The sequence below is a fragment of the Albidovulum sp. genome (assembly GCF_008933605.1).
Taxonomy (GTDB): Bacteria; Pseudomonadota; Alphaproteobacteria; order Rhodobacterales; family Rhodobacteraceae; genus Albidovulum.
Window position 1 is genome coordinate 1 of sequence record NZ_WBUS01000140.1, and the last position, 8,164, is coordinate 8,164.

The 8,164-nt window shown below is 68.6% G+C and carries 6 protein-coding genes; 1 reads left to right on the forward strand and 5 read right to left on the reverse strand.

Annotation, left to right across the window (positions count from 1 at the left end; genetic code table 11):
• A partial coding sequence (locus tag F9K34_RS15085) for an Rne/Rng family ribonuclease (RefSeq protein ID WP_291337933.1) occupies window positions 1–2,120 on the reverse strand: 2,120 nt, incomplete at its 3' end.
• Between the two features lie 531 nt (window positions 2,121–2,651).
• On the opposite strand from F9K34_RS15085, the gene F9K34_RS15090 reads away from it, so the two are divergent.
• Window positions 2,652–3,455, forward strand: coding sequence for a hypothetical protein (locus tag F9K34_RS15090; protein ID WP_291337934.1), 804 nt, complete (start codon window positions 2,652–2,654; stop codon window positions 3,453–3,455).
• 45 nt (window positions 3,456–3,500) lie between these two features.
• Here F9K34_RS15090 and F9K34_RS15095 read toward each other — a convergent pair whose 3' ends face one another.
• The 4 genes from F9K34_RS15095 to F9K34_RS15110 all read right to left on the reverse strand — a co-directional run.
• Window positions 3,501–4,832: a sigma-54-dependent transcriptional regulator gene (locus F9K34_RS15095; RefSeq protein ID WP_291337935.1), complete on the reverse strand. Its 1,332-nt coding sequence runs from the start codon at window positions 4,830–4,832 to the stop codon at window positions 3,501–3,503.
• 8 nt (window positions 4,833–4,840) lie between these two features.
• The gene (locus tag F9K34_RS15100) at window positions 4,841–6,598 is read right to left on the reverse strand and encodes a sensor histidine kinase (protein ID WP_291337938.1); all 1,758 of its coding nucleotides are present in this window, start codon (window positions 6,596–6,598) and stop codon (window positions 4,841–4,843) included.
• A 181-nt stretch (window positions 6,599–6,779) separates the two neighbouring features.
• On the reverse strand, window positions 6,780–7,448 hold the full coding sequence (gene purQ / locus F9K34_RS15105) for a phosphoribosylformylglycinamidine synthase subunit PurQ (RefSeq protein ID WP_291337936.1): 669 nt from the start codon (window positions 7,446–7,448) through the stop codon (window positions 6,780–6,782).
• A gap of 118 nt (window positions 7,449–7,566) precedes the next feature.
• Window positions 7,567–8,164: zinc-binding dehydrogenase (locus F9K34_RS15110; protein ID WP_291337937.1), on the reverse strand; the 598-nt coding region annotated here is incomplete at its 5' end.

An 8,164-nucleotide genomic window follows, 5' to 3' on the forward strand; every position in this document is an offset into this window, starting at 1 on the left:
TCGTCGCCCGCGTCGGCCTGCATGGGTGCGCCTTCGGCCTGCCCGTTGCCGCCGCCCGGCTTCCGCCGCCGCCGCCGCCGCCGCTTCTTCTTGCGGCCCGGCTCGCCGTCACCTGTCGCGCGGGGCGCTTCCACCTCTTCCGCCTCGTCCTCGACCAGATCCTCGGCCTCGGTCTCGACCTCGGCCGCATCCTCGTCCTCCTCGGCCATCCGGAGCGCATCGACCGAGACGACGGGCGCGGCGACCTCGGCGACGTGGCGGGTCGCGGTCTTGAACTTCTCGATCTCGTAGTCGGGGCTGACCATCGCGGGCACGGCCTCGAGCCGGATCGCCATGCCATAGCGCCCCTCGATCTGGGCCAGATGCTCGCGCTTCTGGTTGATGAGGAAGTTCACGACGGCGACCGGGGCCTTCAGGAGCACCTCGCGCGACCGCTTGCGCGTCCCCTCCTCTTCCAGCTGACGCAGTATCTGCAGGGCAAGACTGTCGTCCGAGCGGATGATGCCGGTGCCGTGGCAATGCGGACAGGGGGCCGTCGTCGATTCGAGCATGCCCGGCCGCAGGCGCTGGCGGCTCATCTCCAGTAGCCCAAAGCCCGAAATGCGGCCGACCTGGATGCGGGCACGGTCGGTCTTGAGCTTTTCCTTCAGCCGCTTCTCGACGGCGGCGTTGTTCTTGCGTTCCTCCATGTCGATGAAGTCGATGACGATGAGGCCGGCAAGGTCGCGCAGGCGAAGCTGGCGCGCGATCTCTTCGGCCGCCTCGAGGTTGGTCTTGAGCGCGGTCTCCTCGATCGAGCCTTCCTTGGTCGAGCGGCCGGAGTTCACGTCGATGGCGACGAGCGCCTCGGTGATGCCGATGACGATATAGCCGCCCGAGCGCAGCTGCACCGTCGGGTTGAACATCGCGCCGAGATAGGTCTCCACCTGGTAGCGGGCGAAGAGCGGCAGCGGCTCGTTGTAGAGCTTCACGTTCTTGGCGTGGGACGGCATGATCATCTTCATGAAGTCCTTGGCCGCGCGATAGCCCTTCTCGCCCTCGACGAGGACCTCGTCGATGTCCTTGGAGTAGAGGTCGCGGATCGACCGCTTGATGAGGTCGCCTTCCTCGTAGATCGGCGCCGGCGCGATCGACTTCAGTGTGAGGTCGCGAATCTGCTCCCAGAGCCGCATCAGGTATTCGTAGTCGCGCTTGATCTCCGCCTTGGTACGCTGTGAACCGGCAGTGCGGATGATCAGGCCGGCGCCCTCCGGCACCTCGATTTCGCCGGCGATTTCCTTCAGCTTCTTGCGGTCGGCGGCATTGGTGATCTTGCGGGAAATGCCGCCGCCACGGGCGGTGTTCGGCATCAGCACGCAGTAGCGGCCGGCAAGGCTGAGGTAGGTCGTGAGCGCCGCACCCTTGTTGCCGCGCTCTTCCTTGACGACCTGGACCAGCATGATCTGCCGGACCTTGACCACTTCCTGGATCTTGTACTTCCGCGGCCGCGGCTTGCGCTGCGTGCGGATCTCCTCGGCCACGTCCTCATCGGCGACGGATTCGATGTCGTCGTCGGTCTCCGAGGCGTGGTCGGCCGCGACATAGGGCTCCTCGCGCTCACCCGAGCTGTCCTCGGCCCGCGGCTCGGCGGCCGGTTCGGCCCGGGGCTCGATCTCGGCGGGGGCGGCGGCGGCTTCGGCCGCCTCGGCCTCCTCGCGCAGATCGACCACGGCCATGCCGGGGATGTCGTCGCTGGTCGTCACGGCATCGGCCGGGGCGGCCTTCTCGGCCTTCGCGGCCGGACGGTTGCGGCGTCGGCCGCGGCCGTTCTCCTCGGCCTCCATCGCCTCGGCATAAGCCCGCTCCTCGGCCAGGAGCGCCTGACGGTCGGCCACGGGAATCTGGTAGTAGTCGGGATGGATTTCCGAGAAGGCGAGGAAGCCGTGCCGGTTTCCGCCGTAATCGACGAAGGCCGCCTGGAGCGACGGCTCGACGCGCGTGACCTTGGCTAGATAGATGTTGCCGGCAAGCTGGCGTTTGTTGACGGTCTCGAAGTCGAATTCCTCGACCTTGTTTCCGTCCACCACCACGACGCGGGTCTCTTCCGCGTGGGTGGCATCGATGAGCATTTTCTTGGCCATGTAAACTTTCCGAACGCCGGCAGCGGCCCGAACCTTGCGGCGCGGACGGCGGGACGGCGGTCAATGTCTGGAGCGACGGACGGCGCGGAAACAGCGGAGGCGGCCAAGGGCCTGCCTGTCATCCGCTGCTCGGTCCGCTCGCGTTTCATCGCGGTTCTTTCCCAGGCGCCCCAAGGGCGCCCAACTCGAGCCCCGGGCCTTGGCGGACAGGGGCAAATTGCGGCCTTTCGGCCAGTCGACCTGCCCCTTCCGGCGCCGGGCGTTCCTGCCGGGGCGGTCGTCGGGACAGTGAATCTGATGAGCCGCATCGCACATTTGGGGGGCACGACACCGACGTCCCGTGACTTTAGCGGGGAAGAGGAGGCAAACACAATCGGTTTTTCCACTCGCCCCGGCGACGAGCCGGCAGACGGTCCCCGCGCCGTTCGCGGCGATCCGTGAACCGTTGATCCCGATCACGACAGCGTGATCGCGCTCTGCTAGGCTGCGATTCGGGAGCGCGCATCAGAAACCTGGAAATGGGTGGGTGACATGCGCAGATTACTGACTGGGGCTGCCACGGCGACATGGGCGGTTGTGGCGATGGCGAGCCTGGCCGCGGAACGCGTCGCAGCCGACGAGAAAAACGACTACGAGCACGGCGCGGAGGCGCAGGAGTTCGTCCATGGCGCACCCGCCGCGCCGTCGGATCCCTGGATCCTTGCCGCGGGCGGCCGCATCTACGACAACTGGTGGGATGCCCTCGACCGCAAGGAGCCGGAGGGCACGCATCCGTCCTATCCGGCAACCGGCAAGCAGTCCGGCCCGGATACCTGGCGCTGCAAGGAATGCCACGGCTGGGACTATCGCGGCGCGGCGGGCGTCTATCGCAAGGGCAGCCATCATACCGGAATCAAGGGCATCGACGGGGCCGTCGGCAAACCCGAGGCGGAGATCGCCGCCCTCCTGCGCGCGCCGCTGCACGGCTACACGCCCGAGATGATCACCGACGAGGAACTTGCCCGGGTCGCGGCCTTCGTGTCGCGCGGGCAACCGGACATGAGCACGATCGTCGACGGCGAGACGCGCGCGATCCTGGCCGGCGACCCCGAGCGCGGGCGCGGCATCTTCCAGACGGTCTGCGCCGCCTGCCACGGCTTCGACGGGCGCCGCTATGACTGGGGCAGCGACGGCGAGCACGCCTATGTGGGGACCGAGGCGGCGAGCGTCCCGGACGAGGTCCTGCACAAGATCCTCAATGCCCATCCGGGCGTCGAGATGGCGAACCTCAGGGCCTTTCCGCTTTCGGACGCCGTCGACGTGCTGAGCTATGCGGCGACGCTGCCGGTCGACTAGCAGGCGCGGCACCGGGCCCGCCGCCGCGGGCCCGGCAGGCTGCGGTCAGAGATAATCCGACCTTTGCAGGCCGTACTTGGCCATCTTCTCGTTCAGCGTCCGGCGCGGCAGGCAAAGCTCGTCCATCACCGCGGTGATGGAACCCTTGTGCCGCCGCATGGTGTTGTCGATCAGCATCTTCTCGAAGCTCTCGACATACTCCTTCAGGGGCTTGCCCTCGGTGGTCATCGCCGGGCCAGCCTCCTCGTTCTCGGCCATGAGGAGCGAGGCGATGGAGCCCGAGCCGCGGCGGTTCTGCAGGACCGCCCGTTCGGCGACGTTGATCAGCTGGCGGACATTGCCCGGCCAGGGCGCCTGCAGAAGCTGCGCGGCCTCCTGCGCCGTCACCTGCGGCGCGTCGCAGCCGTATTCTTCCGCGAACTGCTCGGCGAGCCGGGTGAAGAGCGTCAGGATGTCCTCGCCGCGCGAACGCAAGGGCGGCAGCACGATCTTGAGCGCCGCAAGCCGGAAGTAGAGGTCGGGGCGCAGCGCGTCCTCGACGGTGCGGCCCTGTTCGTGGTCGTTGCAGATGGCGATGATCCGCGTCTCGGCCGGCGTGCCCTGTTCGTTAATGAAGGTCAGGAGCCGGGCCTGCAGCGGCTGGCTCAGCGCCTCGATGTCCTCAAGCACGAGCGTACCACCCCTCGCCTCCTCGACGAGCGGGATCTGCCCGCCCTCCTCCATCGGCCCGAAGAGCCGGCTGGCGAGCTGGTCCTCCGACCAAGCGGCGCAGGAGATGACGACGAACTTCTTGCCGGCGCGGGGGCCGACCGCGTGCAGCGCGTGGGCGACGAGCGTCTTGCCCGTCCCGGTCTCGCCGTCGATCAGGACGTGGCCATCGGCCTGGCCCAGGTCGAGGATGTCCTCCCTCAGCCGCTCCATCGCCGGCGAGGTGCCGATCAGCTTCTTCATGATGGTCGAGCCGTCGGCAAGCTCGCGGCGCAGCGCGCGGTTGTCGAGCGTCATCCGCCGCGACTGGCTCGCGCGCTTGGCGAGGTCGGTCATCTTGTCGGGGTTGAAGGGCTTCTCGAGAAAATCGTAGGCGCCGATCCGCATCGCCTCCACCGCCATCGGCACGTCGCCGTGGCCGGTGATCATGATGACCGGCAGGCCCGAGTCCACGCTCATCAGCTTCTTGAGGAAGGCCATCCCGTCCATGCCCGGCATCTTGATGTCCGACACCACGACGCCCGGCCAGTCCTGCCCGATCGCCTTCAGCGCCTCCTCGGCGCTGGCGTAGGTCTCGGTGTCGAAGCCCGAAAGCGCCAGCCACTGGCTGATCGACTGCCGCATGTCCTGTTCGTCATCGACGATGGCCACCTTCATCGTGCGCGCCATGGGTCACCTCATTCCGCAGCTTGCGTCTTCGCCGCCAGTATGGGCAGCTGGACCTCGAATACAGCCCCCCCGCCCGGCGCGTTGCGCGCCGTGAGCCGCCCGCCAAGGTCCTTCACGATGCCGGAGGAAATGGCAAGCCCGAGGCCGACGCCCTCGCCCGGCTTCTTCGTCGTGTAAAAGGGCTCGAACAGGTTGTCGAGATCGGCGATCCCGTGGCCGTTGTCGCGCACCGCGAGCGTCGCCGTCTCGCCCGCGGTCAGCAGGATCTCCACATGCGGCTCGGCCGCGCCACGGGTTGCGTCAAGCGCGTTGCGCAGGAGATTGATGATGACCTGTTCGAGCCGGACACGATCGGCCATCACCATCACCGGCGTCCGCGGCACCATCCGCGTGATCTTGATCGAGCGCGTCCTGAGCGACGGCTCCATCATCGACAAAGCCGAGGAGACACAAGACCTTACATCCACCGGCTCGAAGGCCTCGCCGCCCTTGCGGGCATAGGACTTGAGCTGCCGGGTGATCGCGCCCATCCGTTCGATGAGGTCGTCGATCCGCTGGAAGGACGAGAGCGCCTCTTCCGGCCGCTTGCGCTGGAGCAGAAGCCGTGCGCCGGCGAGGTAGGTCTTCATCGCCGCGAGCGGCTGGTTCAGCTCGTGGCTGACGGCCGCCGACATCTCGCCCAACACGGCCAGCTTGGAGGATTGCGCGATCGTCTGCTCGGCCACGGCGAGGTCCTTCTGCACCTTCTCGCGTTCGGCGATTTCCCGCTGCAAACGCAGATTGAGCTGGCGCAGTTCCGCCGACTCGCGCCGGAACATGGCGCTCTGGCTGCGGGCGCGGCGGGAGAGCAGGTAGAAGATCAGCGTGAGCAGGACCGCGAAGCCCATGATCTCGAGCGCGAGGACGGCGTTCACCTTCTCGCGGATGGTGGCATAGGTGGTGAAGCTGGTGATCCGCCAGCCGTGGAACGGGATGCGCGCGTCAGTGCGCATCACCGCCTCGCCGCCGACATAGGCATCGGGCGGGTCGTTGGCCCAGTCCGTCGTCACCCGGAAGGCGCGTTCGAGCGGCGAGGGCGGCACCCGCGCCAGCGCATTCGCCAGAATCTGTCCGCGCCAGCGCGGCTCCGTGGTCAGGATCACGCGGCTCTCGCTGTCGGTGATCGCGACGGCCTCGGAGATGCCGGCCCAGCTCCGCTCGAACTTCTGGAGTTCGACACCCACGACGATGACACCGACGAGCTGACCCTCCGACTGAATCGCGCGGGAATAGCTGAACTCATAGCCGCCGCTCGGGCTTTCGGCCAGGGTGAAGACCGTTTCCTTCGACCGCTGCGCATTGACGAAATGGCCGAGGGTCGAGTGGTTGGCACCGATCTCGGTACGGTCGGTCGCGGCGACCGTGCGGCCGGTATCGTCGAGAAGCTGGATCGATGCCGCGCCGATCTCGGCCTGGGCGGTGATGAGCCGCTGCGAGGTCGTCGAATAGTCGCCGGTGTTGAGCGAGGTGATCAGCGCGGGATCGCGGGCCAGCAGGAGCGGAACGACGGCGGTGCGCTGCAGTTCGCTCATGATATGGCCGGTATAGAGCGCCAGACGGACGTCGGCACGGTTGCGCGTGGTCTCGGCGAAGCGGTCGGTCAAGAAGGCGTTGGTGTACCAGATGACCGACACGGCGGCGGCGATGAAGGCGATGACGAGGGCGCGGAGCCACCACGGGTTCCCGGGCGTGACGATCCCGGAGGACTCCGCGACCAGCGGAACCATCAGGGGCGCCGCAGCCTCGCCCGGGGCGCCCTTGGGCGCAGGCGCCTCCGGGCCCGTGCCGGCCTCGGAGACGGACGGGATGCCGGACGGCGGAAGGTCGTCGGACGGTTGTGTCTCGGCCATGAGGCAAGTCTAGGCCCCGCGGCGCGAGCCGACAAGCTTTCGCGCGGGCAAGGCCCCGTCAGGCAGTGGCGAAGGCCGCCGCCAGCGAGCGGAAAAGCGCCGCTCCGTCGGTGGAGCCGTGGGCGGTTTCCGCCGCGCGTTCGGGGTGCGGCATCATGCCGAGCACGCGGCGGTTCTCCGAGAGCACGCCGGCAATGTCGGCGGTGGAGCCGTTGGGGTTCTCGACATAGGTGAAGGCGATGCGGTCCTCGCCCTTCAGCCGCGCGAGGCCCTCGGCGTCGATCGTGTAGTTGCCGTCGTGGTGGGCAATCGGGACGGCGGCGGTGTCGCCCGTCGCCCAGGCGTTGGTGAAGGGGCTCCGGGCGGTCCCGACCCGCAGGCGCACGGTCCTGCAGACGAAGCGGAGCCCGGCATTGCGCATCAGGACCCCCGGCAGGAGGCCGGTTTCGGTCAGCACCTGGAAGCCGTTGCAGATGCCGATGGCATGGCCCCCGGCATGGACGAAGTCGGCCACCGAGCGCATGACCGGCGAGCGCGCGGCGATGGCGCCGCACCTCAGATAGTCGCCGAAGGAAAAGCCGCCGGGGATGCCGACGATGTCGAGCCCCCGCGGCAGGTCCGCGTCCTTGTGCCAGACCTTCGTGACCCTCGCGCCGGCCCGCTCGAAGGCCACGGCGAGGTCGCGGTCGCAGTTCGAACCGGGGAAGGTGATGACGGCGGCTTTCACGGGCGATCCTCCGGGCGCGGGCTGGGATGGCGGTGGATTACCGCAATCGGCGCGCGGGGGGAAGCGGCGGATTGGGGCGCTGCCCCAAGCCCCGGAGTATTTCGGCCAAGAAGAAGCCTCAGCGGGTGAAATCGGTGATCACGGCGACGCCGGGCGCGGTCGGCCCGTCGAAGGCGGCAAGCTCGGCCGAGGCGGCCGAAAGGGCCACGCGCCGGGCGATGAGCGGGCTCAGGTCCACTCGCCCGGTCGCGATCAGCGAGAAGAGGCTCGGGTAGCGCCAGGCCGGCATCCCGCGCGTACCGTAGAGCGCGAGCTGGCCCGAGTAGAGCACGTCCATCGGCAGCGTCATCGCGGCATGGGCCCCCGCCGGCATGCCGATCTGGACCATGCGGCCGAGCTTGCGCAGCGACCGCATCGCGGCGACGGTTGTCTCGGCGCGCCCGAGCGCCTCGATGGCGACATGGGCGCCGCCGCCGGTGATCGTGCGCACCGCCTCGGCGGCATCGCCCTCGACGGCGTTCACGGTGGCATCGGCCCCATGCGCCGCCGCGTGGGCGAGCTTTGCGGCGACCACATCCACCATCACGGTGCGGGCGCCGAGCGCGCGGGCGAGGAGCATCGCCGAGAGCCCCACCCCGCCTGTGCCGAAGACCGCGAGCCATTCGCCGGGGCCGAGCGCCGCGCGGCCGGTCAGCGCGTGCCAGGCGGTCGTCACC